This window comes from Endozoicomonas sp. SCSIO W0465, from assembly GCF_023716865.1.
GTDB lineage: Bacteria > Pseudomonadota > Gammaproteobacteria > Pseudomonadales > Endozoicomonadaceae > Endozoicomonas.
Genome location: NZ_CP092417.1, coordinates 2648129 through 2672021 on the forward strand (window position 1 = coordinate 2648129; position 23893 = coordinate 2672021).

22 protein-coding genes, 2 tRNA genes and 1 pseudogene are annotated in these 23893 nt (G+C 47.8%); 10 read left to right on the top strand and 15 right to left on the bottom strand.

Going from position 1 to position 23893, the window contains the following annotated elements:
• Positions 1-50: 50 nt before the first annotated feature.
• Both MJO57_RS11490 and MJO57_RS11495 read right to left on the bottom strand, forming a co-directional pair.
• A protein-coding gene (locus MJO57_RS11490; RefSeq protein ID WP_252017319.1) for an IS3 family transposase occupies positions 51-1621 on the bottom strand; the annotation gives its coding sequence in 2 pieces (ribosomal slippage) (positions 51-1147 and positions 1147-1621; 1572 coding nt in all).
• Between the two features lie 505 nt (positions 1622-2126).
• The gene (locus tag MJO57_RS11495) at positions 2127-3785 is read right to left on the bottom strand and encodes a transposase (RefSeq protein WP_252017470.1); all 1659 of its coding nucleotides are present in this window, start codon (positions 3783-3785) and stop codon (positions 2127-2129) included.
• Positions 3786-4156: 371 nt separating this feature from the next.
• On the opposite strand from MJO57_RS11495, the pseudogene MJO57_RS11500 reads away from it, so the two are divergent.
• A pseudogene (locus MJO57_RS11500) lies at positions 4157-4473 on the top strand (IS3 family transposase); the annotation flags it as partial.
• Between the two features lie 373 nt (positions 4474-4846).
• Here MJO57_RS11500 and MJO57_RS11505 read toward each other — a convergent pair.
• Both MJO57_RS11505 and MJO57_RS11510 read right to left on the bottom strand, forming a co-directional pair.
• Positions 4847-4923 (bottom strand) — tRNA-Asp (locus MJO57_RS11505).
• A gap of 38 nt (positions 4924-4961) precedes the next feature.
• Positions 4962-5037: transfer RNA gene (locus tag MJO57_RS11510), tRNA-Val, on the bottom strand.
• Between the two features lie 308 nt (positions 5038-5345).
• Between MJO57_RS11510 and rdgC the strand changes: the two genes are divergently transcribed.
• Entirely contained in the window at positions 5346-6317 is a 972-nt protein-coding gene (gene rdgC, locus MJO57_RS11515) for a recombination-associated protein RdgC (RefSeq protein ID WP_252025436.1), read from the top strand.
• Between the two features lie 311 nt (positions 6318-6628).
• On the opposite strand, the gene MJO57_RS11520 is transcribed toward rdgC, so the two are convergent.
• On the bottom strand, positions 6629-7504 hold the full coding sequence (locus MJO57_RS11520) for a tetratricopeptide repeat protein (protein ID WP_252025438.1): 876 nt from the start codon (positions 7502-7504) through the stop codon (positions 6629-6631).
• Positions 7505-8222: 718 nt separating this feature from the next.
• On the opposite strand from MJO57_RS11520, the gene MJO57_RS11525 reads away from it, so the two are divergent.
• Positions 8223-9332 carry a phosphoribosylaminoimidazolesuccinocarboxamide synthase gene (locus MJO57_RS11525; protein ID WP_252025440.1) on the top strand — a complete coding sequence of 370 codons (1110 nt, stop codon included), beginning with the start codon at positions 8223-8225 and terminating at the stop codon, positions 9330-9332.
• Between the two features lie 72 nt (positions 9333-9404).
• On the opposite strand, the gene bamC is transcribed toward MJO57_RS11525, so the two are convergent.
• Entirely contained in the window at positions 9405-10535 is a 1131-nt protein-coding gene (bamC, locus tag MJO57_RS11530; RefSeq protein WP_252025442.1) for an outer membrane protein assembly factor BamC, read from the bottom strand.
• A 44-nt stretch (positions 10536-10579) separates the two neighbouring features.
• Positions 10580-11455 (bottom strand): 4-hydroxy-tetrahydrodipicolinate synthase, encoded by an 876-nt coding sequence (dapA, locus tag MJO57_RS11535; protein ID WP_252025444.1) that lies wholly within the window; start codon positions 11453-11455, stop codon positions 10580-10582.
• 258 nt (positions 11456-11713) lie between these two features.
• Between dapA and MJO57_RS11540 the strand changes: the two genes are divergently transcribed.
• A complete protein-coding gene (locus MJO57_RS11540; protein ID WP_252025446.1) occupies positions 11714-12226 on the top strand; it encodes a peroxiredoxin in 513 nt (170 codons plus the stop codon).
• A 59-nt stretch (positions 12227-12285) separates the two neighbouring features.
• Here the strand turns inward: MJO57_RS11540 and MJO57_RS11545 are convergent, their stop codons facing one another.
• Positions 12286-13350, bottom strand: a complete 1065-nt coding sequence (locus tag MJO57_RS11545) for an AI-2E family transporter (protein WP_252025448.1) — start codon at positions 13348-13350, stop codon at positions 12286-12288.
• 63 nt (positions 13351-13413) lie between these two features.
• On the bottom strand, positions 13414-13644 hold the full coding sequence (locus MJO57_RS11550; RefSeq protein WP_252025450.1) for a sulfurtransferase TusA family protein: 231 nt from the start codon (positions 13642-13644) through the stop codon (positions 13414-13416).
• Between the two features lie 257 nt (positions 13645-13901).
• Between MJO57_RS11550 and MJO57_RS11555 the strand changes: the two genes are divergently transcribed.
• On the top strand, positions 13902-15386 hold the full coding sequence (locus MJO57_RS11555; protein ID WP_252025452.1) for a M48 family metalloprotease: 1485 nt from the start codon (positions 13902-13904) through the stop codon (positions 15384-15386).
• Positions 15387-15422: 36 nt separating this feature from the next.
• Here the strand turns inward: MJO57_RS11555 and MJO57_RS32735 are convergent, their stop codons facing one another.
• The 5 genes from MJO57_RS32735 to MJO57_RS11575 form a co-directional block, all read right to left on the bottom strand.
• Positions 15423-15551: a hypothetical protein gene (locus MJO57_RS32735; protein ID WP_256493276.1), complete on the bottom strand. Its 129-nt coding sequence runs from the start codon at positions 15549-15551 to the stop codon at positions 15423-15425.
• Positions 15552-15558: 7 nt separating this feature from the next.
• On the bottom strand, positions 15559-15921 hold the full coding sequence (locus MJO57_RS11560; protein WP_252025454.1) for a hypothetical protein: 363 nt from the start codon (positions 15919-15921) through the stop codon (positions 15559-15561).
• 266 nt (positions 15922-16187) lie between these two features.
• Positions 16188-17126, bottom strand: coding sequence for an IS66 family transposase (locus MJO57_RS11565; RefSeq protein WP_252021416.1), 939 nt, complete (start codon positions 17124-17126; stop codon positions 16188-16190).
• The gene (locus tag MJO57_RS11570) at positions 17048-17263 is read right to left on the bottom strand and encodes a hypothetical protein (RefSeq protein WP_252025456.1); all 216 of its coding nucleotides are present in this window, start codon (positions 17261-17263) and stop codon (positions 17048-17050) included. Before MJO57_RS11570 ends, MJO57_RS11565 begins: the two co-directional genes overlap by 79 nt.
• On the bottom strand, positions 17241-17699 hold the full coding sequence (locus MJO57_RS11575) for a DUF6444 domain-containing protein (RefSeq protein ID WP_252025458.1): 459 nt from the start codon (positions 17697-17699) through the stop codon (positions 17241-17243). Before MJO57_RS11575 ends, MJO57_RS11570 begins: the two co-directional genes overlap by 23 nt.
• A 290-nt stretch (positions 17700-17989) precedes the next feature.
• Here MJO57_RS11575 and MJO57_RS11580 point away from each other — a divergent pair, with 290 nt between their 5' ends.
• From MJO57_RS11580 to MJO57_RS11590, 3 genes are all read left to right on the top strand, one after another.
• Positions 17990-18946, top strand: coding sequence for an IS1595 family transposase (locus tag MJO57_RS11580; RefSeq protein WP_252017306.1), 957 nt, complete (start codon positions 17990-17992; stop codon positions 18944-18946).
• A gap of 344 nt (positions 18947-19290) precedes the next feature.
• On the top strand, positions 19291-19779 hold the full coding sequence (locus tag MJO57_RS11585) for a transposase (protein WP_252018121.1): 489 nt from the start codon (positions 19291-19293) through the stop codon (positions 19777-19779).
• The gene (locus tag MJO57_RS11590; RefSeq protein ID WP_252026893.1) at positions 19748-20230 is read left to right on the top strand and encodes an IS1595 family transposase; all 483 of its coding nucleotides are present in this window, start codon (positions 19748-19750) and stop codon (positions 20228-20230) included. Before MJO57_RS11585 ends, MJO57_RS11590 begins: the two co-directional genes overlap by 32 nt.
• 101 nt (positions 20231-20331) lie before the next feature.
• Here the strand turns inward: MJO57_RS11590 and MJO57_RS11595 are convergent, their stop codons facing one another.
• Entirely contained in the window at positions 20332-21846 is a 1515-nt protein-coding gene (locus MJO57_RS11595) for an IS66 family transposase (protein ID WP_252017330.1), read from the bottom strand.
• Between MJO57_RS11595 and MJO57_RS11600 the strand changes: the two genes are divergently transcribed.
• Complete coding sequence (locus MJO57_RS11600) at positions 21845-22057, top strand: hypothetical protein (protein WP_252025460.1); 213 nt, start codon at positions 21845-21847, stop codon at positions 22055-22057. The two genes, MJO57_RS11595 and MJO57_RS11600, sit on opposite strands and share 2 nt — an antisense overlap.
• 201 nt (positions 22058-22258) lie before the next feature.
• Positions 22259-23620 carry an ISNCY family transposase gene (locus tag MJO57_RS11605; protein WP_252017318.1) on the top strand — a complete coding sequence of 454 codons (1362 nt, stop codon included), beginning with the start codon at positions 22259-22261 and terminating at the stop codon, positions 23618-23620.
• Positions 23621-23893: the final 273 nt, after the last annotated feature.

A 23893-nucleotide genomic window follows, 5' to 3' on the forward strand; every position in this document is an offset into this window, starting at 1 on the left:
GATTGTTTGGTGCAGCTTGCGGTGTTTGTCAACATAGTTGTCGCCTCAACTTAAGCGGCTTTGCTTAGTTGATCATCAGCAGGTCTGTCGGGATTCAACCAGACTTCATCAGCCAGATCCCAGTTCCTTGTTGACCTCTTTCCCCAGCGCTCTGGGTGACGTTCTTTGGCTTGTTCATAAACCTTTCTGCGGTTAGCCATAAGCACCTTGGTTTCACCACGATGCCTTTGCCCGGGTGTCAGAAATTTCAGCCCACTGTGCTTGTGCTCTTCGTTGTACCATTGGGCAAAACCATGCACCCAGCTACGTGCTGCTTCAAGATCAGCAAATGGCGTGCGCGGATAACCAGGGCGGTATTTCAGGGTTCTGAATATGGCCTCGGAAAAGGGGTTATCATCACTGACCCGGGGACGACTGAATGAGCTCACGACCCCAAGACGCTGCAGTGTTGACAGCATAGTGCCACCCTTCATGGGACTACCATTATCTGAGTGCAGAACCAGTGGCCACTCCAAGGCTGCAATTCCCTGTTTGATACAGGCTTTAGTGATCATTTCTGATGCATGCTCAGCTGATTCGGTTTCATGAATTTCCCATGTAACAATCATACGACTAAAGATGTCTATCACCAGGTACAGGTAATAAAACTGCCCCCGTATCGGAGAGCGCAGATAGGTAATATCCCAGGACCAGACCTGGTTGGGTCCGGTAGCACACCAGGAAGTTGGCTTATACCTGTTTGGCTTGGCAGCACTGCCCCGATGATGCTGTTGCCCTGTTTCCTCCAACACCCGGTAAAATGTCCTTTCAGACCCCATATAGAGACCTTCATCTAACAATGTGGGCACAATCTGGCTGGGCGGAAGGCTTTTGAACCGCTCGCTGTTACAGACGTCAACAATCGCCTGTCGCTCAGCTTCAGAAAACTTGTTAACCGGTTCTGGCCTGTCAGCATTTTTGCGATTATCTGCGCGCACGTCATCACCCTGCATCCAGCGTTGTACAGTTCTTTCTGTAAGACCAAGGGCTTTGCAGGCTTTTGACTGACGAGCCCCATCTTTAACTGCCTGTTTAATCAGGCTAACAGCATTTTGTCGATCCGGGAGAGAGACTAATCGTCCTCTGGCGCCCCCCAGATCTCTTGGGCCTTTTTTGTGAGTACCAGCAAGGCAGCAGTTTCTGCTAACGCCTTGTCCTTGCGATTGAGTTCACGCTCAAGCTTTTTGATGGTTTTCTTATCTTTTTTGTGTTCGTCAGACAGCGCCTTACGCTGTTTTGACTGACTTTCAGGCTGGACAGAAACACTGTTAATAAAGGCAGCCTTCCACTGCTGAATTTGTTCAGCAAACAGACCTTTTTTACGACAGTATTCAGCCATTTCTGCTTCATTTAACGCAGCCGTTTCAATGATTACGGCTAACTTGTTTTCAGTTGTCCATTGATCTGGATTCTTTCCGTCGCCCGGCACAGGCACTCCTTTAGATACTGCTTTCTTTCGCCAAGTGTACAGGGTCACATCAGAGATACCAGTCTCACGTACCAACTGCGAAACTGGCACATTATTGGGTGGCATCATCTTCTGAATGATGGACTCTTTGAACTCTTCTGAATAGCGGGCCATTGATTACTCATAGACCGCCCCCTGTTGAGATTTCTAATTTCAGGAGAGGCGACAACTATGCTGACACAGGGGGCTTGTTGAACTTCCAGCCCGAATACCAAGCTATTGCGCTGCGGACAGCCATTCAAAACTGAACCACTGCTTGATATAGCAGGTTCATACGCCTTCTGCACATCCGGATACAAGAAGTGTGAGTTAAAATATTGAACAGCCATTGAATAATTGAATAATTGAATAATTGAATAATTGAATAATTGAAGGCTCTTGTAGGATTTCAGACTGCTACTGGGTTGAACATTGCTGAAGCCCTTTATCTACAAAGGTTGTCAGCATATTGTCCGGTAATGTTGCCCAATCCTTGTTTTTCGTGACCTACAGTCAGTTTTCACTGTAGAGCAGTTCGTAATCAAAATAGAGCCTAATTGAATAATTGAATAATTGAATAATTGAATAATTGAATTACAGCTAAGACCACGACTTATTATATAAAGTTCCCGGTAATTTCTCAAAAACTGCTGGCAGCACCACACGGAAGATGACGTGAAGCCTCCTCAATCAGGTTACTCAATCTCGGAAATAACCCATCGCCCATTAGTCGGCTTTTCAGATAATCCCAAAAAGAGAGACCATACAGGCGACACGTTTTTTTCAGGCTGGCAAAGGTGTCGCGACATTGCCGCCCCAAATCGCTTCGCGTCCCACTACTGATCTTTCGTCGTTTAACATATTCTCGTATCTGACTCTCGCTCAGGTTGTTGTGCAGCGGTAAGCTCGGGTCATCCAGAACCAGTAATAGCTCTTCCTTGATTACAGCCAACCCTGACAGAGCATCCTGAAGAAGCCCACTGCACGTTTGGGTTTGGATCAGCGCCTGGAACCCCTGTCGTACTTTTATTGCCTTTTTTTCAGTTGGCTCTGTCTTGAAGTCTTTAAGGTCATCGTAAATGGCCCAGAACCATGTCCGAAGCCATTTCTGAGCCATGGCCTGCTGATCATTGACCGGATGAACTTTTGCCAGCCCTCGCTCTGCATGTATCCAGCACTGGCTGTGTTTGAAAACGTCGAACTGCCTTGCCCCATCACTGAAGGTGGTAAGATGTCCTGCTCCATGCTGTATCAGGCTGCCATAAATCATGGCTTCACTGGCCTGCTGGCGCCGTCTACCAGTTAGTCTCAGGTCTTTCATACATTCTTCCCAGGCTTCATGGCTCAGGAAGGTGACGCCTCTGTATGGATTAAGAACGCGTAGCCACTTTTTGGGGTAATCCAGTTTTTCCAGATAGATCAAGGCATCGTCGGTGAACGTGTAAGTTGACCATGGGCGGTGCAGTAGGCTTACGAAATTTTCCCGGCTTTTGCTGTCTGTGCTCTCGAACCAGGCAAAGGACTCGTTATTGATGATGGTGCAGTAACCGTTCTTCCCCTTATGCCTTGTTCCCGTGTCGTCTGTCTGGATATAACTTGAACAGCGAATACCTGTAGTCAACAGCTCATCTTTCTCAGCATGGAACTGCTCGTGTCCTTTCGTCAGAAGCTGGCTGAGTTCCCCGCTGGAAATAGAGATTCCAATGTCCCATAGCCAGTCCAGCAGTTCTGGCTGGGTAACGGAGCAACCATGATACTGGTGCAGAACGTAGGCCTGCAGCATTGGCCCGTAATGATGTCCATGAAGGCTGGCTGGCGGTTTGGCCGTAATGGTTTGTCCATCGGGTGTCACCCATTGCTCTAAAAGATATTCAATACTGGATGTTTGTATTGTCAGTTCCTGAACATGAAAAGGGGTGGTTCCATTCCTGATTGATCCCTCCGGAACATCAGTGGCAGCAATGGGTATGGATTTTTCCGCCGATGGCTTTCGGGGCTGTTTACGCTGCTTTCTGGTTTTCTCGTTGGGCTTCTTAACCTTCTGCTTTGACGAGGTGTCTGGGCTGGCTCCATCGTTACCCTCAGGAGCGGATGGATCTCCATCAGGGCTGCCGGTGTCATCATCGGGAGGTTTGGTGTTTGGTTTGATGTCAGGCTTTGCGGGCAGTTTTTTTAGACGACGAATCTCTGCTTCAAGCAATTCTATCTGCTCTTTGAGCTGAATGATCTGCTCTTGCTGCTGAGTGATGAATCTCAGTAGATCTTCAGGTTGTAACTGCTGGTGTTCTAGAAAAGCCATGGTGAGAGGATAGACGACTGACCGAAATTATCCTGCTTCCAGCACTTTTTGAGAAATTACAGTTCCCGCCCTTTCGGAATTCATTCTTCATTTATTTTTGTCAACCACGCATAAGGGACTTGCTATGGCGATTACAAACGACGATGTAAAGATATTTGAAAGCCAGCGCCTCACGGATGAGGAAGACGGTGGCGGTCGGGTGACCGGAAACGAGGTCATTGATGGCAACGTCAACAATCAGTGATTTAATGACTTTGGACACCTCATTAAGCACGATAGTGCAGTTAATGACGAGTTAGAAAGTGACAAAGCAGCGTAAGAATTATTCTCCGGAATTTAAGCGTAAAGCCATGGCGTGGTGGAGTCGTTAACCAGGTTCGGGAGTACTTCACCATTCAGATCAGGGGAGCCAGTACGCCTCTCTGGACTATCAGGCCCAACTCAGAGAATAGGCATGATATGCAGCATGAGTCGCAAGGGGAACTGCTGGGACAATGCGGTGACGGAACGTTTTTTTGGAAGTCCCAAAAGAGAAAGGACTGACCAGCATATTTTCGAGACGAGAGCTGATGCTGAAGCAACGGTTATTGATTACATTTTGTTCTACAACAACCACAGACTTCACTCTTATCTCGATTACATGAGCCCGGTGGATTTTAAGCAGCAGGAATTCAGGAAAGCAGCTTAATCAGGTTTCCATTTTTACTTGACCACTACAGTAACGAAGGGTTGAACGAATGGCCATTCGTTCCATTGTTTGCTTCCTTAAATATGGGTACAAATATGATGGAGTAATAGTCTAGGAGGCTGACCGAGAATAGCGCCCGTAGCGAGGATGGCAGAAAATTGAGGATAAAAATTCGGTTTTGTGAGGAGAATAGCGCGCTATTTGACGAACAAAAGCGGATTTTTAGACCAATTTGCTGCCACCGCAGTAGGGCAGACTATTCTCGGTCAGCCTCCTAGACATCATGTTTTGACCTGCCCAACCTCAAGCTCGTGGATTACCGGTCTATAAACGACAAAACCCTCACGACAAATATCGTAAGGGTTGAGTTGTATGGCGGACCGGACGGGACTCGAACCCGCGACCTCCGGCGTGACAGGCCGGCATTCTAACCGACTGAACTACCGGTCCGCTAACTGGATTCTAGTTTCAAGAAACTAGTTTCAACCTGGTGGGTGATGACGGGATCGAACCGCCGACATTCTGCTTGTAAGGCAGACGCTCTCCCAGCTGAGCTAATCACCCTGCATCTTTATCAAGATATTGTTGAGCATTTTGCCTTATCCTCTCTAGTTTCCCGAGAGCGCATCTCAACAACGGGGCGAATTATAAGCAGCTCATCCGTTGATACGCAACTGTTATTAAAAACTTTTTTTATGCCTCCTGTTTATTTATCAACCTCAGTAACTCTTTTACTGTCAGGGTTTGCTACCATGTGGCTTTTCATCAAAGACTTGAGCTAATACTCGGAAGTGCAGCCCGGCAATATGTGGCAATATGGGACAATATGGAAAGCGGCCAAACTTCCTACTAATCAGGATTCCGGAACGATCATGTGGTTCAAAAATCTCATCTTTTATCGGTTTACCCAGCCATTCAAGACCTCTGTCGAAGATCTTGAACAGCAACTCCGTCAGAAACGCTTTCGCAGCTGTGGCAGTCAGGATATGAGCACCTACGGCTGGGTTCCTCCATTAGGCAAGCAGGGTGAACTCCTGACCCATGCAGGAAATGGTTTCATGATGATCACAGCCCGTAAGGAAGAGAAAATCCTGCCGGCCAGCGTGGTCAAAGACGCACTGGAAGAAAAAGTTGAACAAATTGAACAAGGGCAAGACCGTCAGGTTTTCAGCAAAGAGAAGAAAGCACTAAAAGACGATGTACTGATGGAACTGATGCCGAAAGCATTCAGCCGCAGTCAGAACACCTTTGCTTATATTGACCCGATAAAAGGCTGGCTGGTTGTGGATGCCTCTTCATTCAAGAAAGCAGAAGAGCTGACTTCCTGTCTGCGCGAATGCCTTGGCAGTCTACCGATTATTAATCCGCCACTGAAAAACATGCCCTCTCATGCCATGACGCGCTGGCTGGCGCAGGAAGTCCCCATGCCTGACAAACTGGTGCTCGGTGATGAGTGCGAACTCCGCGAGCCCGGCGATGAAGGGGGGCAGGTCAAAGTCAGTAAACAGGAGCTGATTGGCGAGGAGGTTGAAGTCCATCTGCAAGCGGGTAAACAGGTCAGCAAGATGGCATTGATATGGAATGATGCGCTGAGATTTGTCCTTGGCGATGATCTGGTGATTCGCAAGCTGAAGTTTACCGACGCCGTTCAGGAGCAGCTGGATGAGGTTAATGCCGAAACAGCAGCCGAGCAGTTTGACGCAGACTTCTCCATCATGACGCTGACACTGCAGCAGATGCTGGACGAACTGATGGAAAACCTCGGAGGCATGAGCGAAGAAGCCTTGAAAAGAGATGAGGTGGCCAGCTTCTCGGTAGATATTCCAGAAAAAGAGACCGCTTGAGCGGTTAACCACGAAGATCCTCTTGCATCACGGGCTTGTCCCGTGGATGCTGTTGTTATGGTTGCCTTACTCGAAGCTTTCTGACCAGGAACGGTCAGCCAGCGCTCATCGATTTTCTGGCCGAAGCAGTCGAACCGTAGTTCTTTTTTGAAAAAGAACAGTATCAAAGATACAAGTTGCACAATGCGGCCTGCGTGGGTGAACATAACACCAAGCTTAACGGTCTGCTCTCTGCTCTTGACGACCGCCAGGGATGACGAAAGTGTCGGTGTTGTCTAGAACAATCATCGACACTTTGTGGTTCAAAACAATCAGTGCATCAAGCCAAAAAGCTTACCTCGATAGCGTTTGGCAACCGGGTCACCCTGCCCCAGCTGATCAAACACCTGCAACATAAGCAGTCTGGCACCATCTTCACGGAACTCACGATCCCGGCGAACAATCGTCAGCAAATTCTCCAGCGCTTCTTCATTCTCGTCAGCAATCACCAACCGAATCGCCAGCTGGTAGCGGGCCTCATGATCGTTTTCATTCTTCGCCAGTCGGGCTTCCAGCTCATTTCGGGCCGGTGCATCGGCAACCATTTCATAGAAAGAGAGTTTGGCTTTGGGCTGGGCAATACCTGCTGCATCGCCCGGGAGCACAGCAATCAACTGACGAGCTTCATCAATACGCCCAAGTTCCAGCAACAGGTTGACCTGCAACACCTGCAGTGCGTGGTTGTCAGGCTCATCTTTGAGAATATTCTGTAGTAGCTCCAACGCCTGGTCAGCCTCACCCTCAGCCATCAGCGCCTCAACCTGCTGACGAATCATTTCTGCCGGACTCATGGTCAATGGATCCAGTACTTCACGGAGCACCGCTTCTGACTGGGGTCCGCTGAACACCTTAACCGGCCTGCCCTGGTGCAAAACCACCTGGCCGGGCAACGCGCTTACCTGCAATTGATGCACCAGCTGCTGAGCCAGCATCTGCTCTGTTTCTGCTGCTACTTTTGCCAGTACCAGCTTGCCCTGATAGGCGTTGGCCAGACTCTCCAGGATAACCAGCTGAGCCGCACAACCCGGGTCACTCTGCATGCCTATATAAAGAAGCACTGGCTGATCTACTGACTGCTGAAGTACTTCCTGAATAGTCGCTTCTGTTACATCCACCACGAAGCTTTGCTCATTCATCACATTTGCCACCTTGAAAATCCTGCCGAGATAAGAGCCCGTTGCAGTTTATTGCAAACCCAGTGCAACTCTAAACGATCCGGGAATCATAATGATACTTTCACTTGGCGATAAGACCTCTGTCAGTATTTTTAATCCGTTTTTTTTAGCCAGTTTTAGCAAGCAGGTCCTAACTGACACAATGTAATGAAACACTTCGCTGCTATCAGGCAGAGTACTTTGTCGGAGATTGGCAACGGCAGCACAGATCTTTTCTTTAAGAATATCTTGGAATTAGCAACACTGAGTATAAATAAGCTCCAACCCGCTATCGGCAACTTTACTTTACCCACAGAATCTGTGGATAAGTTTGTGGATGACCCCTCGCATCCCGTCACAAAGACCGATGTTTACTACCCCTTCATTAAACTGGTTATTTTTTGATCTATTTTTTCTCTTTATTTTTCAGTTACTTAGGATTAGTACTTACAAAATCAGTCACTTATGACGTCCAAAAAAAACACTCGTCAATCGCTTGACATTTGTGCATAAAATTCTCTTATCTCCTCTTCCGACCTGAAACTCAGGACTTCCGCCGGAAATTCCGAGTCAACGCATTAATAACGAACAGTTATTAATAAAAAGACCCTCGGAGCAGCCCTAAACCTGTAAAGTCGTTCTACAAGTGCTGGATCATTGGGTATAGTTATACCCCCATCATTCGTCATGAAATACAGAACAGGTAGTTGCAATGAGTCTGGCTGATAAGGTCCTGGCCGTTAACAATGATCTTCCGATTCGAACGGGTCTTCCAATCCACTCCGGCAAGGTCCGCTCCGTCTACTGGCTTAGCGAAGCTGACAGCAAGCGTCTTATTAATGAAAAAGGCTACGATGTCGCTCCCGATGCACCACTGGCCATCATGATCATCTCCGACCGTATCAGTGCTTTTGACTGTATCTGGCATGGTGAAGGTGGATTAACAGGCGTTCCGGGCAAGGGGGCAGCATTGAATGCCATTTCCAACCACTGGTTTAACCTGTTCAAAGCACGCGGTTTAGCTGACAGCCATATTCTGGATATTCCCCACCCCCTGGTATGGATTGTGCAAAAAGCACGCTCGGTCATGGTTGAGGCCATTTGCCGCCGATACATCACCGGCTCCATGTGGCGCGCTTACAGTAAAGGAGAGCGGGAGTTCTGTGGCATCCGGTTACCGGATGGGCTGCAAAAAGACCAACAACTGCCAGAACCATTAATCACACCGTCAACAAAAGGCGTAATGAAAGGCATCCCCGGCGTCCCTGAAGTCGATGACGTTAACATCTCCCGTAGCGACCTTGAAGATCACTACACTTCATTTAATTTCACAAAACCAGAAGACATTGCGCGTTACGAAGTACTGCTACGGGAAGGTTTCAACGTTATTAGCCAGGCGCTGTCATCCCTTGACCAGATTTTGGTCGATACCAAATTCGAGTTTGGTTACATCACCGATGCCAAAGGAGAGGAAAAGCTTATTTATATGGATGAGGTTGGCACTCCAGACTCATCGAGAATCTGGGATGGGGAAGCATACCGACAAGGTAAGGTTATTGAGAAATCAAAGGAGAGCTTTCGGCAATTCCTGCTCAACTACTTCGCTGATCCGGATATTCTCCTGAATAAAGCGAGAATGCCGGAACGGGAAGCGCTCGCCCGGGAGCATGCGTTACCAGAAAGTGCTTTTATGGCTCTTTCCAAAACCTATATCGAAATCGCCGAGACGATCACCGGAAAGCCTCTGCACATCTCTGATAACCCCAAGGCCGAGATTATTGAGGTTTTGGCTAAGGAGTATGGCGTAATCAACTCAATGTAACCGGCAAAGCAGAATGGCAACATTGTTAGTTATAACGATAGTTATAAAAAGCAGGCTCAAGGCCTGCTTTTTTTATTGAAGATTATCCCGGATAACCTTCAGCAGTCTCTGGCTAACCTCTGTCGGCGCTGAGGTATTCACATCTTTTTCGACAGAGAGCTGAACTACCTCAGAGTAATTACTCACCCTTATCGTCAATGTTTTCTGTTCATCAGCAACATCGGCTTCTTCTTCATCACTGAACCAGCCCGACCAGAAGCTTTTTTTCTTTTCAGGCTGTTTCAACTGTGGAACGGCATCAGCAAGATAAAAGAGACCAGCAGAGCGGTTGCGATCCACAACCTTCAGTCCAGCTTTATCCAAAGCACTGGAAACGGAGTCCCACACACGGGCATAAGACAGGCCACGAACGGTCAGTACCGGATTACCATTACCGTCCTGGCCTATCTCGGCAAGTGCACCAACATCCAGTGCCTGGGCCTGCAGGGAAACCGATGATTTCACCTCATTGCGAGCCAGGAAAACCAGCAACTCAGCCAGTATACCGTTATCAAGTCGCTGGCTTCGCTCTTCCAGATTATCCCACTTCAGAGGCACAGAAGGCGCTTTTCCTTTCTTTGGAAGAGGGCGTCCCTGGTGATAAACATAAACCTCGGTTGAACCCGCCTTCAGGCCGTTACGAACTTCAAAGCGAAAGCGGTCTTGCATCGGCTCAAGGTCATCAACACCAAACAACTTACCTAATGTTCGATACATTACACCGTGATCTTTATCGTTACCAAAATCATTCCACTGGGTTTCAACAACACCGGTTGTAACATCTTTGGTCGAAATACCAACACCCAACTGGTCAATGTAGGCGAGCACACCGGGCCATACTTCACTGGGCTCACGATCAACGGACAACCATTCCTGCCCACCATTACGCTCAATACTGTAATGGTCACCTTCTTTCATCATCAAGCGCTGAGAAGGCCTGGGAACTTCGAAATCCCGGGAGAGCGGCGAACCAGACTGGCCAGCCTCAGGAATGACCAGAACATCACCCAGCGCTTTAGCGTGAGATTCGGCAGGCAAAGTCACGGGCTTAGCGACCTTCGCCTCGGTGTAATCTCCGGCACGATCCCGCAAATATCCTTGTTGGCCAAAGGGATTGGCACAACCTGTCAGCACCAATGCGCTGATAGCAACAGACAGACCCAACCGGGTATGCCTTTTCAACTCATTGATCCTTTGACCTGGAACCATCAAATCAACCCCGCCTTTTGCAGTGCAATTCTAACATCAGAGTGGTAACACGCCGAGAGGGGCGTCAATGGCAAACGAATACCATCCTTGATCATGCCCATCTCCTTCAATGCCCATTTCACTGGAATCGGATTAGCTTCCAGAAAGAGCTTGCTGCCCAATGCATCAATACGGGCATTGAGCGCTTCCGCTTTACTGCGATCACCCGCCATCGCAGCAACACACAATTCATGCATAATCTTTGGCGCAACATTATTGACCACAGAGATAACACCATTGGCCCCCTGAAGCATCAACTCCATACCGGTAGCATCATCACCGGAGTATATGGCAAAGTCGTCACCGCACAACTCACGGATCTCCCTGCCACGCTCAATAATGCCAGTGGCCTCCTTGACCCCGACAATATTGTCGAGTTGACTCAGGCGACCTATGGTTTCCGGCAGCAGATCCACCGCTGTGCGGCCGGGAACATTATAGAGAATCTGGGGAATCGCAACCGATTCAGCCACCGTTTTATAATGAAGATAAAGCCCTTGCTGAGTCGGCTTATTGTAATAAGGTGTCACCAGTAAACAGGCATCGACCCCCAATGCCCTGGCTTCAGCTGTCAGGTGAACAGCCTCAGCAGTCGAGTTCGCCCCGGTACCGGCAATCACCGGAATCCGGCCATTAACCTGATCCACCATCCGTTTCATGGCTTCACAATGTTCCTGCACCGTGAGCGTGGCTGACTCACCTGTGGTGCCCACCACCACGATCCCATCGGTTCCCTGGTCGATATGATGCTCTACAAGTGCATGCATACTTTCCCAGTCCAGCTCACCATTGCCATGCATGGGGGTAACAATTGCCACCAGGCTCCCGGTAATCATCTGTTCGCTCCTAAAGCCAGAATCTCGCGTAATGTTACTAATGCCCCCCTGTATTCACAAGACCGAAATCCATCGCGACCCGGCTCTTGGCCGGATCTTATGGAATCTTGTTGATCCTTTTTGAAAAACTGAGGCCGGTGAAGAGAAAAAGTCACAATTTCTTCAATACCGATTCAGAACCTGCCTTTTTTTCAGTGATGGTTTAAACTATCCCCCCTGAATTTAATAATGACTAATGAGAGCGACTAAGGATAAAACATGAGCGTAACTCTGGGCCAACCCGTTCCTGACTTTACTGCCCAAGCGACCAGTGACACGACGGTCAAACTCTCTGAACTCAAAGGCTGTAAAGTCGTACTGTTTTTCTACCCAAAAGACAACACCCCCGGCTGCACCAGCGAAGGACAGGCCTTCAGGGACCTTTACCGGCAATTTCAAGAGTCAGACACAATCGTCTTTGGAGTATCCAAAGACGGCATCAAGGCTCATGAAAACTTTCGCGCCAAACATGACTTTCCCTTTGAGCTGATTTCAGACAAAGATGAAACACTTTGTAAACTGTTTGACGTCATCAAGTTAAAGCAGATGTATGGCAAGGAGTACATGGGCATTGAACGGAGTACCTTCCTGATTGACAGTAACGGTGTACTGCAACACGAGTGGCGTAAGGTTCGTATTAAGGGGCACGTTGAAGATGTTCTGCAAGCCGCACAAATGGTAGACACTCAGGCACAGACAGACAAAAGCGACGTAAACAGCGAAGAGGAGTAAAAATAGAAAGAAAAAAAGCGCCATCCTCTAAACTGAACAAGTGGGCTTCGCCCACTTGTTTAACTCGATTCCACATCCGCCACCGTCGGCCAGGCATTCATTACCGCCTTTAATAACGTTGCCAGAGGAATGGCAAAAAAGATTCCCCAGAACCCCCACAAACCGCCGAAAACCAGAACAGCAAGAATGATCGCAACAGGATGAAGATTCACCGCTTCAGAAAAGAGCAGTGGCACCAGAACATTACCATCCAGTGCCTGAATAATCCCGTAGACTACCATCAGAATGACAAACTGATCATCCACTCCCCATTGAAAAAAACCGATAACGGCAATGGGAATCGTCACCACTGTCGCCCCGATGTAGGGCACAACAACAGAGAAACCCACCATCACGGCCAGAAGTGCAGAATAGCTTAACCCTAACAGGGCAAACAGCACATAGCTGACACCGCCAACAATGACAATTTCTATCGCCTTGCCACGAATATAATTGGCAATCTGACCATTCATTTCATCAGCAACCTGATCAATCAGACGGCGGCGGCGAGGTAAAATACTGACGATCCAGCCCAGCAACACCTCTTTATCCTTCAAAAAAAAGAAGACAAGAATCGGCACCAGAATCAAATAGACCAGGAGCGCAACAATCCCGGGCAGCTTTGATAATGAAAATGATAATGCCCACTGGCCAAAATCAGCCAGATGCTTATTAATGGTAGTGACCAGCAAACTCACCTGATGATCAGAAACAAACCCCGGGTACAACTCCGGCAGGCTAACCAGCAGAGACTGGCCTTCCCGTACCATGCCTGGTAACGCATTTAACAGGTGGGTAACCTGCTCCCAAACCAGAGGAAATACTACAAAAATAACCAACAAAAGCGCCGCAAGAAAGCCTGTAAACACCAGGTTTACCGCAAAGAAGTGTGGCACCCGACGGCGTTCAAGCCAATTCACAAGCCCCTGCATCAGAAACGCAAAAACCAAAGCAGCCAGGGCCGGGGCCAGCATTTTTCCCATTGTCAGGACGACAAAAAAGCCAACCAACAGGATGACCAGAAGAACGATCGCTTCCTGATCAGAAAGATAGCTGTGCAACCATCCCTTAATTACCTTAAGCATCAAATGCTCCGTTATTATCTGGCTACTGCCCTTTATTGCTCAGTGGGCGCTCATTTGTTTGATTTACTTATGCTGCAGTGTATGAATAAAAACCCCTTGCTGCTCTTCACTGGCAATCAGAACATGTCCGCTGATTTTGGCAAAACTGGCAAAATCCCTGACAGAGCCCGGATCTGTAGCGTACACTCTAATGACCTGTCCCGGCCGCATCCGGCTCAATGCCTGCTTTGCTTTCAGCAGCGGTAGTGGACAACTCATTCCTTTAAGATCAAGCTCCTGATCAACATCCATCATAGCGACGCGTTCTCTTGAAACAGCTTCTCTTGAAACGAACACAGAAAACAACACTGAACTGCCAGCACCGGTAAAAACCGGAACATCCACAATAGTAAAGCGTCAGAACTGTGTAAGCACTTTAGCGGGAAAAAGATCAAAAGAGGTAATATCCCACTCATGATCAACCATTTTTATAACAGCACCGTGTCAGACAGCTTCGTCATCAACGGATTCGTGATAAAGTGTACCGTAGAAAACACGAGTATGGATATTCTATGAAACCAGTGGGCATTCTGTCAGCACTTCTACTAACGGCCAGTTTAACCACGGTATTGTCCAGCTACCCCAATGCTGTACATAGTAGCAACCTGAACCTGCCAAGCCTTGGTGATACGACTTCTGCCGTTATTTCTCAGCAAGAAGAGTATGAGCTGGGACGTTCCTGGTTGAAAGCCCTTCGTAATCAGACACCCATGGTTCCCGATCCTCAACTGAAAGACTATCTGGAAAATCTTATCTTCCGGCTCGCCGCTTCCAGCCAACTTCAGGATCATCGGCTCGTTCCTCTGGTGATTGACAGCCCCGTTCTGAATGCATTTGCTGCCCCTGGCGGCATTGTGGGCGTCAACACAGGGCTTTTTCTCAATGCCGAAACTGAAGCTCAGTTTGCGGCCGTACTGGCACACGAACTCGCTCATTTGAGTCAGCGGCACTACGCTCGCAATGTAGAAGAGGCCCGTAATCAAAGTATCCCAAATGCTGCTGCGATCCTTGGTTCTATCCTGATCATGGCAACGGCCGGTGGTGATGCCGGCGCCGCAGCACTGACCTCAACCGTCGCGGGGATGCAAAGCGCACGTCTGCGCTTCAGCCGCCAGTTTGAAAGGGAAGCCGATAACATTGGCATAACCACCCTGGCCAAAGCAGGCTTCGACCCTCAGGCAATGCCGGAAATCTTTGAGCAAATGAATAAAGCCAGCCGGTATGGTAGCCGCCCCCCCGAATTTCTGCTCACACACCCGGTAACAGAAAACCGGATTGCCGACTCAAGAGCTCGCGCAGACCAAATGTCCGCCCAGAAATTAACAACAGGTAAAGGCTCACTGAACTACCAGTTCATGAGAATGCGTGCTGCAGTACTGAGCAGTAACAATCATCATGAAATGGTCAGACAGCTGAACAAGAGATTAGAGTCCGGATTAACGGCCACATCAAAAACCAGCCATGCTCCCACTCGATATGGGTTGGTGCTGGCCAGCATAGAAACCCGAGACTTCACGGTAGCAGAGCACCAGATGAAACGCCTGCTGCAACAATACCCTGATAATCCTCACCTGATTATGACCCAGTCACTGTTGGAAGCAGCATCCGGCAAAGCCAGCCAGGGCCTTACACGGATCGACAAGGCGCTGAGCACCAACCCGGAAAGTTACCCCCTTCTGGCAACGCGCGCAGAAATCCTGTTGCAACAGCAGGATTATGTCGGCGCACGACATGAGCTTCAGAAACTTAGCCGCCTCCGCCCGGACGATCCGGACATCTGGTTCGAACTGGCTGAAGTCCAGGGGCTTGCAGAGGATATTGTCGGCCTGCACCAATCACGCGCTGAGTACTTCTTCCTGAATGGCAATTTAGATGATGCCATCAAACACCTGCAGTACGCTGTGAAAATGTCCGGAGATAACTTCTCTCTCAAATCAAAACTTCAGCAGAAGCTGACGGATATGCAAAACTATCGCCAGAAGCTGAGAAACTCATAGTTCTTCAGCAAATCATCCCCCAGTGTCTGAGAGCTTCTACAGATACTGGGAGTTTTCAGCCTCACCTGCGATCGCACTGTTTGAACCGTCGATTTCACCAGAACCAATCGAAAGCCTGGCAACTTTTGCCATTGCCCATTGCCCATTGCCCATTGCCCATTGCATAGTCGAACTATTCCGGACGATAGTCTGCTGCAAAATCATTATTTTTGCGTTGGATTGTGCGAGTGTAATCACGATAGTGTATCCAGGCGGCATTAGTCACAGCAGAAATGGCGGCCACCTCCTGCCACCCCCTGCGCAGATCAGCACTTACACTGCTAGCGCATACGGTCCTTACTCGAGTATTATGGCTGGATAAAGCCTTACCCGGATGCCACCAAAAACGCTGACAGGCAAGGCGCTGCGGTAACTGAATAATCAGTGGGACAAACTCATTCGGTAATGTGATGAGGGTTATCTGAAGACAGTATTTGAGCTGTTGCCAATAGCCGGAACGGTTGAAGAAGTTGAGCAACTGCTGCCATTGAATCAAAACCCTGCCTGAAGCAAGGTGGACTTAATCAACCGCTTATTTCTCTACAAAACAAAAACCCCAACAGATTGCTCTATCGGGGTTTTCAGCCTTGAGCATACTCAAGTTAAACATGGTGCCTGGCGATGTCCTACTCTCACATGGGGAAGAAGACACAGTAAAAGCCTGCCAATTAGCACTATAGAGCACAAAACGAAAAACGCTACAACCCTTGCTATCACTGACATTTCACGCTAATAGTAACTCCATGCCAAAAATAATGGTAACTATTCAGCACTGAGCAAAGGCATATTACAGTAATTCCGAACAGCTCTATGAAGTGATTGATATATGTCCATTCCCTGTTTTCTGGCAGACGACAAATAGCTGCGAATCCGTGCAAACATAGAACCACCGTCTGCACTCCTGAAGCAGCCTGAGATTTTCTGCTTTAACTTGGCCATTCGAACATCCCGTTCACTGCCATTGTTATCGAAGGGAATGGTAAAATCTGACATGAAGCGCAGTGTCTCAGCCTTGAACTCAGTGAGTCGTTTGAAGAGATTGTAAGCTTTAGTATTCTTGACTTTCTTGCGCTTAAGCTCCTCTCGTTGCTTCTCCATATAGACGACTTCTTTCATTAGAGCCCGCTGAAGCAACCGGTCATAAATCTTCTCGATTCGTTCACAGACAACACTTGGCATCTGTAGCATACCTATGGTCTTAAAGCCCTTGCAGTAATGCCAGGAAAGCCTCAGTAGCTTCATCAATCGCAACGCCAGTTGATTGCTGTCCCTATCAACAACACCCAAAAGCTCCCTCAGGTGATGGGCATTGCAAAGTACGTGAGTTGCCGCATATGCAAAATAGGATTTCCAATGATCATGAACCAGAACGCCTGCAAATGTTAGCAGTATGCCCATCGTGTCCATGGCCTCACGACCTCGCTTTTCAGACAAGTAGTAGAGCGTCCATTGTTCATCCCGCATAACGTGTAGCCAGTGCAAAGAGCCCTCGGCCCGCATACCCGTTTCATCGGCTCCGGCAACAGACGATTCCCGCAAGGCGTCACGAATAACCTCTTCAGTAGAAGCCAGATTTTCATAGGTTCTGGCCACAAAATTGGCGACAGTGCCTGCACTTACACTCATTTTATAGAGAGTATTAAAATACTCTGACACGCGCTTAAAAGGCAGGAAATGGTATTGGTTAAGATAGACGGCCATAGCCTGTGTGGCTGAGCCATATGTGCGGCAGCGGTAACACCTTCCGGGAATTCAGCCTGATTCCGACAACCACAGTGCAGATTTTTTTCAGCCCTATGGGCCGTTACTTCAAATTCACCCGGTCTCCCTGGTTTCAAACACCTGTCGTTCAATATATTTGACCGGCTCACTATCAAGAAGAGACGCCTGACATTTATTGCATTCTTTAACCGGAAGGTACTCAATATAGTCAGGGATATCGACCTGTTTAAGACAAGTGCCCTGATGCCCTTTCTTTCCACCGGCTTTATTACCAGAAGACTGTCTCAGACTTTTAGGATTGGGTTTTTCATCCGATGGATCGGTACCTTTATCTGCGGAAAGGTCGTCAGAATGATCTGGAGAATTACTGTTTTTACAAGGTTTTTGATAACCATCAGACGATGGCGGCTTGCTGCTGTTTTGACTGTTCTTGCCAACCTTTTCTTCCAATTCTCGACATCGCTCTTCCAGACAGGCAACTCTCATCCGCAGCTCTGCATTCTCTTTCAAGAGAATCTCAGCCGACATAGTTGCGGGTAGTTCTGGAATCATGCTGGCGAATATTGTGGAAAAATGGTGCTTAAGAGGATGGTATAAAAATCAGAAAATTCCAGATTTATGTGGGGGTGCTGAACAGTTACAAATAATGTGATACGGTTTGAGTATTCAGAATCCGAATCCTGTCCGAATCAGATAAGAATAGTCTTGGGAGTTGCGTAGAGATGATAAAGAAGATCACTGAAAGCAGTGTATCAAAAATGAACCTGATTACCACCGACCCTACGTCGTGAGCCAGCTGCTATAATAAACGTCGATAGTCATGTGTTTTGGAGGTAAAACTGATGTGTAAAAACACCATTCAGTTCCAAAAAGGCCTTGGCATTATGCAATTTCTGGCTAATTACGGCAGTGAAGAGCAGTGTGAGAACGCGCTGTCCTCTTGGCGCTGGCCAGATGGCTTCCAATGCCCGAAGTGTGGCTCCCGCAGTTTCTGCAAGCTTCACCGGAAAGCTGAATTCCAGTGCAATTGCTGCCGTTGCCAAACCTCGCTTACCAGTAACACTATCTTTGACTCAACAAAGCTGCCTCTAGCTACCTGGTTTCTGGGTATCTATCTCGTCACCCAGAATAAAGCGGGGATTTCTTGCCTGACGCTTCATCGACAACTTGGCATTTCCTACAATGCCGCATTGCGCATGAAACACAAACTCATGCAGGTCATGATGGAAAGAGATAACAGCTGGCAGTTGAGTGGTTTTGTTCAGATTGATGACGCCTATTGGGGCGGAGAGCGCCACGGAGGCCGCCGGGGCAGAGGCTCAGAGAACAAAGCCCCCTTCGTGGCCGCAGTTCAGACAGATGCTGATAACCACCCTATCTACATGAAGTTCAATGCCGTTGATAACTTCCGGCGAAAAACCATTCAGGAGTGGGCAGAACATGCCCTGAAAAAGGGTGTCCGGGCCGTCAGCGATGGCTTGTCCTGTTTCCGGGGTATTGAAGATGCCGGATGCCAGCACACAGCCATCATTACCGGTGGTGGGCATGCATCCATGGAGAATGAGTTGTTCACCTGGGTAAATACCATGCTGGGAAACGTGAAAACAGCGATTACCGGTACTTACCATAAGCTCGACCCCAAGCATCTGGGCCGTTATCTATCAGAGTTCAACTATCGGTTTAACCGGCGTTTTGATATGCCTTCAATGATCTCAAGGCTAGGTCGGGCTGCAGTCAATACAGCACCGATGCCGGATCGACTTCTCAAACTGCCAGACGTCCAGTGGAAACCGGGTTAGCCATCAACCGATAATTGAAAGTCAGTTGACGTATTAATATCATTATTTCGAATGATGATGTGGGTCTTTGCTTGTTCGGAGCGGTTATGAAACCGAATTTAGTTGATAATCTGGAGAACAAGCCGTCATGATGCCTGCTCCACCGGTAATACTGGAGAGGTTCTATTATTTCTTTACCGGATTATAGACATAAAGAATGAAAAGCTGCACGTATATTCTTAAATTATCTTTCCCTGTGTCATGACGTACGATCAGTGGTAATCAGGTTTCCTTTTGGCTCTTTTCGAATTCCGAACTGCTGAACTATCCTTGGTGGATATAATTAGCCATCGCCAGCATTGACCATGAATATAGGCCGAATCTCAGATCTCATCAGTAATGACACCTGCTTTGAGATGATCCGTGAGAACCGCTGGCCAGATGGCACTGTTCTCTGTCCGCACTGTGATTCTGAGAATGTCAAAAAGAATGGACACGACAATGTGCAGGTAGAGTGCCAGCACTATTACTGTAAGTCCTGTAAGCGCTACTTCGATGACCTGACAAATACGGTTTTCGCAGGACACCACCGACCACTCAAAGTCTGGATTGCCTGTCTCTATTTAATGGGGCTGAACGTCTCCAACAGCCAGATAGCTCAGGAACTTGATCTGTGTGTCAGTGATGCACACCATATGACCACAGTCTTACGAAATGGTGTTGTTGACCGAAAGCCTGAAGTGATTCTTGATGGCGAAGTTGAATTCGACGAGGTCTACATTGTAGCTGGTCACAAGGGACACCCTGAAGCATTAAAAAAATCTGGATCGTCCACCGAGAAAAAGAAGGCTTAAAGGCGCTCCGGGCCGTGGGACTCTTGAAAAAGACAAACCGCCGGTATTGGGAATGATTCAAAGGGGAGGTCAGGTCATTATCAACATGCTGTCGAACGTTAAGAAGGCGACAATCGAACCATTTATCAAGAAACACGTAGCCCCACAGAGCCAGATTTATACCGATGAATACAACATCTATGATGACCTTGAAAGCTGGGGCTTCAGACATAAAACGGTCTGTCACGGCAAAGGTGAGTATGCTCGTGATGATGACAAAGACGGTATTTACGAGGTGCATGTTAATACTATGGAGGGGTTTTGGTCACTTCTACGCTCGTGGCTAAGGCCTCACAGGGGAATATCCCAAGAGGCTTTACCCCTTTACCTTGGCTTTTTTGAGTTTTTGCATAATATTGGCCGAAGAGGCAAAAGTCTTCTTCAGCCCTTAGTCAACTTGCTGGTTACATAGCAGTCTGGAATTGGAAAAGAGCCTTATAGGTTTATTGATGAGCGAGCAGGTAAATATGAATTGACTGCGATTAACCAGTTTGACCGATAAAATAATCGTAACTATTCAGCACTGAGCAAAGGCATATTACAGTAATTCCGAACAGCTCTATGAAGTGATTGATATATGTCCATTCCCTGTTTTCTGGCAGACGACAAATAGCTGCGAATCCGTGCAAACATAGAACCACCGTCTGCACTCCTGAAGCAGCCTGAGATTTTCTGCTTTAACTTGGCCATTCGAACATCCCGCTCACTGCCATTGTTATCGAAGGGAATGGTAAAATCTGACATGAAGCGCAGTGTCTCAGCCTTGAACTCAGTGAGTCGTTTGAAGAGATTGTAAGCTTTAGTATTCTTGACTTTCTTGCGCTTAAGCTCCTCTCGTTGCTTCTCCATATAGACGACTTCTTTCATTAGAGCCCGCTGAAGCAACCGGTCATAAATCTTCTCGATTCGTTCACAGACAACACTTGGCATCTGTAGCATACCTATGGTCTTAAAGCCCTTGCAGTAATGCCAGGAAAGCCTCAGTAGCTTCATCAATCGCAACGCCAGTTGATTGCTGTCCCTATCAACAACACCCAAAAGCTCCCTCAGGTGATGGGCATTGCAAAGTACGTGAGTTGCCGCATATGCAAAATAGGATTTCCAATGATCATGAACCAGAACGCCTGCAAATGTTAGCAGTATGCCCATCGTGTCCATGGCCTCACGACCTCGCTTTTCAGACAAGTAGTAGAGCGTCCATTGTTCATCCCGCATAACGTGTAGCCAGTGCAAAGAGCCCTCGGCCCGCATACCCGTTTCATCGGCTCCGGCAACAGACGATTCCCGCAAGGCGTCACGAATAACCTCTTCAGTAGAAGCCAGATTTTCATAGGTTCTGGCCACAAAATTGGCGACAGTGCCTGCACTTACACTCATTTTATAGAGAGTATTAAAATACTCTGACACGCGCTTAAAAGGCAGGAAATGGTATTGGTTAAGATAGACGGCCATAGCCTGTGTGGCTGAGCCATATTGTGCGGCAGCGGTAACACCTTCCGGGAATTCAGCCTGATTCCGACAACCACAAGTGCAGATTTTTACTTCAGCTCTATGGGCCGTTACTTCAAATTCACCCGGTCTCCCTGGTTCAAACACCTGTCGTTCAATATATTTGACCGGCTCACTATCAAGAAGAGACGCCTGACATTTATTGCATTCTTTAACCGGAAGGTACTCAATATAGTCAGGGATATCGACCTGTTTAAGACAAGTGCCCTGATGCCCTTTCTTTCCACCGGCTTTATTACCAGAAGACTGTCTCAGACTTTTAGGATTGGGTTTTTCATCCGATGGATCGGTACCTTTATCTGCGGAAAGGTCGTCAGAATGATCTGGAGAATTACTGTTTTTACAAGGTTTTTGATAACCATCAGACGATGGCGGCTTGCTGCTGTTTTGACTGTTCTTGCCAACCTTTTCTTCCAATTCTCGACATCGCTCTTCCAGACAGGCAACTCTCATCCGCAGCTCTGCATTCTCTTTCAAGAGAATCTCAGCCGACATAGTTGCGGGTAGTTCTGGAATCATGCTGGCGAATATTGTGGAAAAATGGTGCTTAAGAGGATGGTATAAAAATCAGAAAATTCCAGATTTATGTGGGGGTGCTGAACAGTTACAAATAATCAAGGCTCTTGTAGGATTTCAGACTGCTACTGGGTTGAACATTGCTGAAGCCCTTTATCTACAAAGGTTGTCAGCATATTGTCCGGTAATGTTGCTCAATCCTTGTTTTTCGTGACCTACAGTCAGTTTTCACTGTAGAGCAGTTCGTAATCAAAATAGAGCCATAATCAAAGTAGCTAGTTCTCGTCCAAAAACACAACCAATTGAAAACTGTAGATTTTATCCTGAAAAATTAAGTGGAGCCCTACTGCTATCTGGCGACTAAACTTCCCAAGAGCAAGAAACATAAGGGATTGCCAAAAACAGAGGACTCCAAATGCGCAAAAAACGCAACCCGCAGTGTAGTATGGAACTCCATTACGTACCTCATGAAATCTGCTCCCAGCTTTCCGGTATCTCGCAATGGCTTGACGCCCATCCACAGTTCAATGACTGGATTTATGAGGACTTAAGTTCTGGTGATAAACAGAACACTGGGCGGAACGGACTATCAGCAGAATCCGTTCTTCGTGCGGCACTCCTGAAACAGTATTTGAATTGTGATTATGACTACTTGTCGTTTGTTTTGATGGACTCCATGCTCTTTCGAGACTTTTGTCGCCTCGAACCAAACCAGCGCCCCAGTCGCTCCAGTTTGCATGGGCTCATCAGCCTTCTTACTGCATCTACATGGGAACGGATTAATAACTGTCAGCTAATGACCGCTAAAGATCAGGGTATTGAAAAAGGGCGCACTGTGGCTATTGACAGCACAGTCACCGAATCGGATATCAAACCTCCTTGCGACAGTGATCTTTTAGCCAGTTCCGTTAAAGAAATTTGTCGGCTGCTGGAACGGGGACAAACACTGACAGCGACACCGCTTTATGAATATACCCATCACAACCGAGCCGTAAAAGATGCGGCCAGAAAATGCATCTACGCTGGCAAAGAAGAGCGGCATCAGCATTATAAAAAACTGCTGCAGTTGACCCGAAAATCCCGGAAGGTACTTATCGAAGCTACTGTCACGCTAGCAAACGCCCGTCAGCAGGGGCAGTGTCTCCTGGCTGATGATGCCGACAAGTGGCAGGCCGATGTGGATCACCTGTTACCCCTGGTGGATGCAATAGTCTCCCAGACAGAGCGCAGGGTCTTTAAGGGTGAAAAGGTGCCAGCCCAGGAAAAAGTGGTTAGCCTGTATGAACCCCATACGGATATCATCGTAAAAGACAGGCGGCAAGTACAGTATGGCCATAAACTGAACCTGGTTCAGGGAAAAAGTCGATTGATCCTGGACCTGGTTATTGAGGAAGGTAACCCAGCGGATTCGGACCAATTCATTCCGATGATGGAAAGACAAAAAGAAATTTATGGTCGTGTACCTCGCCAGACAAGCGGTGACGGCGGATACGCGTGTCGCGCTAATTTGGAAAAAGCCAAGGCCATGGGAATCAGCGATGTAGCTTTTAATAAGAAGCGCGGACTTGAAGTCGAAGAGATGACTAAAAGTCAGTATGTGTATAAAACGCTCTTTCGCTTCCGGGCAGGTATTGAAGCGGGAATTTCGTGGCTAAAGAGATGTTTTGGGCTATCACGTTGCCACTGCAAGGGTTCTGAGCGTTTTGATTCTCATTGCTGGTTATCGGTGGTCTGTTACAACCTGGTGATTCTGGCCAGACACCCGGCACCATCCTGATAGCCACCTCCACGCTACATGAAAGTACCTTTCCAGCATGGTGGGAGGATGTTTTCTGCCTGCTTTTCGCGTTTTTCTCCAATATCCGTCCCAGATTAGAGAAAAAAAGGGAAGAGTTTTTGCGGCTCTCTGGAATTTCAGGAAATATCAAAACGAACGTACAATCTAATTATGATTGCCTGATGCGTTTTTGGACGAGAACTAGCTATTTATTTGGTTAATTAATGTAGGTGTTGTCAACTGGCGCTCTTAGGGTAGACATTAAGCTCAAAA

What these genes read in the sequence shown, in the direction of transcription:
- MJO57_RS11585 (WP_252018121.1), top strand. Translation starts at nt 19,291, where the DNA reads ATGAATATAGGCCGAATCTCAGATCTCATCAGTAATGACACCTGCTTT.
- MJO57_RS11545 (WP_252025448.1), bottom strand. Translation starts at nt 13,350, where the DNA reads ATGCTTAAGGTAATTAAGGGATGGTTGCACAGCTATCTTTCTGATCAG.
- MJO57_RS11525 (WP_252025440.1), top strand. Translation starts at nt 8,223, where the DNA reads ATGAGTCTGGCTGATAAGGTCCTGGCCGTTAACAATGATCTTCCGATT.
- MJO57_RS11580 (WP_252017306.1), top strand. Translation starts at nt 17,990, where the DNA reads ATGTGTAAAAACACCATTCAGTTCCAAAAAGGCCTTGGCATTATGCAA.
- rdgC (WP_252025436.1), top strand. Translation starts at nt 5,346, where the DNA reads ATGTGGTTCAAAAATCTCATCTTTTATCGGTTTACCCAGCCATTCAAG.
- MJO57_RS11605 (WP_252017318.1), top strand. Translation starts at nt 22,259, where the DNA reads ATGCGCAAAAAACGCAACCCGCAGTGTAGTATGGAACTCCATTACGTA.
- MJO57_RS11575 (WP_252025458.1), bottom strand. Translation starts at nt 17,699, where the DNA reads ATGATTCCAGAACTACCCGCAACTATGTCGGCTGAGATTCTCTTGAAA.
- MJO57_RS11540 (WP_252025446.1), top strand. Translation starts at nt 11,714, where the DNA reads ATGAGCGTAACTCTGGGCCAACCCGTTCCTGACTTTACTGCCCAAGCG.
- MJO57_RS11555 (WP_252025452.1), top strand. Translation starts at nt 13,902, where the DNA reads ATGAAACCAGTGGGCATTCTGTCAGCACTTCTACTAACGGCCAGTTTA.
- MJO57_RS11550 (WP_252025450.1), bottom strand. Translation starts at nt 13,644, where the DNA reads ATGATGGATGTTGATCAGGAGCTTGATCTTAAAGGAATGAGTTGTCCA.
- MJO57_RS11595 (WP_252017330.1), bottom strand. Translation starts at nt 21,846, where the DNA reads ATGATTCCAGAACTACCCGCAACTATGTCGGCTGAGATTCTCTTGAAA.
- MJO57_RS11600 (WP_252025460.1), top strand. Translation starts at nt 21,845, where the DNA reads ATGCTGGCGAATATTGTGGAAAAATGGTGCTTAAGAGGATGGTATAAA.
- dapA (WP_252025444.1), bottom strand. Translation starts at nt 11,455, where the DNA reads ATGATTACCGGGAGCCTGGTGGCAATTGTTACCCCCATGCATGGCAAT.
- MJO57_RS11565 (WP_252021416.1), bottom strand. Translation starts at nt 17,126, where the DNA reads ATGGCCGTCTATCTTAACCAATACCATTTCCTGCCTTTTAAGCGCGTG.
- MJO57_RS11495 (WP_252017470.1), bottom strand. Translation starts at nt 3,785, where the DNA reads ATGGCTTTTCTAGAACACCAGCAGTTACAACCTGAAGATCTACTGAGA.
- MJO57_RS32735 (WP_256493276.1), bottom strand. Translation starts at nt 15,551, where the DNA reads ATGCAATGGGCAATGGGCAATGGGCAATGGGCAATGGCAAAAGTTGCC.